1 protein-coding gene is annotated in these 2,289 nt (G+C 73.2%); it reads right to left on the bottom strand.

Features of this window, described 5'->3' with window-relative positions; all coding sequences use genetic code 11:
* A partial coding sequence (locus NGF19_RS30260; protein WP_289738524.1) for an SDR family NAD(P)-dependent oxidoreductase occupies positions 1 to 2,289 on the bottom strand: 2,289 nt, incomplete at both ends.

Genomic DNA, 2,289 nt, shown 5'->3' with positions numbered 1-2,289 from the left:
ACCACCGACGCGGCGGCGCCGGTGGCCGCGTGGCCTTCCAGCTCCCGCGTCGTGTCGCGCAGCAGGGCCGTGTAGTCCTGGCCGTTGGTGCCCGCGAAGACGCCGGTGGCACTGCCACGCAGCGTGGCCGGGTCGATCCCGGCCCGCTCGAAGACCTCCCACGAGGTCTCCAGCAGCAGCCGCTGCTGCGGGTCCATCGCCAGCGCCTCACGCGGCGAGATCCCGAAGAACTCCGCGTCAAATCCGGCGACGTCGTCCAGGAAACCGCCTTCGTGCACGGAGGACGCACCGGATCGACCGGCGTCCATCAGCGTGTCGATGTCCCAGCCGCGGTCGGTCGGGAAGGGGCTGATGACGTCGGAGCCCGCGCTCAGCAGCTTCCACAGGTCCTCCGGCGAGCGCACCCCACCCGGGAACCGACACGCCATCCCCACGATCGCGATCGGCTCGTCCGCTCCAGCCACCACCGGCGCCGCCGGCACGTCGGCCGCAGGGACGTCCGCTAGCTGGGACAGCAGGTGGTCGACGAGAGCGGTGAGGTTCGGGTAGTCGAAGACCAGGGTCGTGGCCAGGTCGAGCCCGGTGAGCTCGCCCAGGGCGTTGCGCATTTGCAGCGCGCTGAGGGAGTCGAAGCCGAGCTCGCGGAACGACCGGTCCGCGTCGAGCTTGCCCGGCGCGGCGTGCCCGAGCACGACGGCTGCCTCGGCACGTACCGTCTCCAGGAGGACGCGCCGTGCTTCGGCGGCCGGCCGGCGGGCGAGCGAGCGAGCCAGGTCCGACGCCTGGTTGCGTTCGCTCCTGGTCGGCGCGGCGTCGGTCAGCTCGGCGAGCAGCCGAGTCGGGCGGGACGCGGCCAGCACCGCGGCGAACCGGTCCCAGTCCGTCCTGGTGACCGTGGCGGTGGTCAGACCGAGGTCCAGCACCCGCCGGAGGGCGTCACCGGACTGCCGGGCGGACAGGGGCGAGACGCCGTTCCGCACCAGGCGCTCCCGTACCGCCTCGTCCACCATGCCGCCGTCCGCCCACGGTCCCCAGGCGAGGCTGGTCGCGGGCAGTCCCTGTCCGCGGCGGTATTCGGCGAAGCCGTCCAACAGGGCGTTGGCCGCTGCGTAGTTGCTCTGCCCCGCCGAGCCGACCGTGCCGGCCAGCGAGGAGAAGAGCACGAACATGTCCAGATGGAGGTCGCGTGTCAGCTCGTGGAGGTTCCAGACGGCGTTCACCTTGGGCCGGAACACCGTCTCGAAGCGCTCGACGGTCATCGAGTCGATCACGCCGTCGTCCAGGACCCCGGCCGCGTGCACGACGGCGGTCAGCGGGAACTCCGCCGGCACGGCGCTCAGCAGCTGCGCCAGCTCCTCGGGGGCGGCGACATCGCAGCGGGCCACGGTCACCCGGGCACCCAGAGCAAGGAGTTCGGCCTCCAGATCGGTCGCGCCCGGTGCCGCGTTGCCGCTGCGGCTGGTCAGCAGCAGATGCTCCGCTCCCTGCTCGGCCAGCCGGCGGGCCACGGCCGCACCGAGTGCGCCGGTGCCGCCGGTGATCAGCACCGTTCCGCGCGGTCGCGGCGCCTCGACGGCTGCCCCACTGGCAATGCGGACGGGCACCAGGCGACGCCCGAACAACCCGGCAGCGCGAATAGCCACCTCGTCCTCGCCGACCGCCCCGGCCAGTACGGAGACCAGCCGCTCGGCGGTGTACGCGTCGGAGGCCGACGGCAGATCGATCACACCACCCCATCGCGAGGGGTGCTCCACTCCCGCAGCGCGCGCGAATCCCCACACTGCGGCTTGGTCCGGCCGATTCAGCGACTCGTCGACGCGGGTCGAGACCGCCTCCGAGGTGACGCTCCACAGGGGGGCCTCCACGCCCAGCTCACCGAGCGCACGGAACAGCGCGAGGGTGTCGACCAGGCCGGACGGCAGCCCGGGCTCAAGCACCGGGGTGAGCGGGAGGAGGGACAGGACGCCCCGGACGTGGCCGATGCCGACGAGGGCGGCCTCCAGGGCCGCGGCGGTGCCGAAGGGCACGCCAACCACCTCGGCGCCGTGGTCGCTCAGCGCTCGGGCGACCCACTGCCACTGCTCCTCGCCGTCCGGCGGCGAGACCAGGAGCCAGGTCCCCGTCAGCACACCGGTCCCCTGGTCGGGCACCGGGCGCCAGACGGCCTGGTGGAGGAGTTCGTCCGTCCTGGCAGTCTCGTGCCGGCGTCGACGCCAGGCGGAGAGCGCCGGCAGCACCGTCCCCAGCGGGGCGTTCTGCTCGAGCTGGAGTGTGGCGGCGAAGCCGTCC

The organism is Streptomyces macrolidinus (assembly GCF_023887685.1).
GTDB classification, from domain to species: domain Bacteria; phylum Actinomycetota; class Actinomycetes; order Streptomycetales; family Streptomycetaceae; genus Streptomyces; species Streptomyces macrolidinus.
The sequence above is the reverse complement of the archived record's forward strand: the minus strand, read 5'-3'. Positions and strand labels throughout refer to the sequence as shown.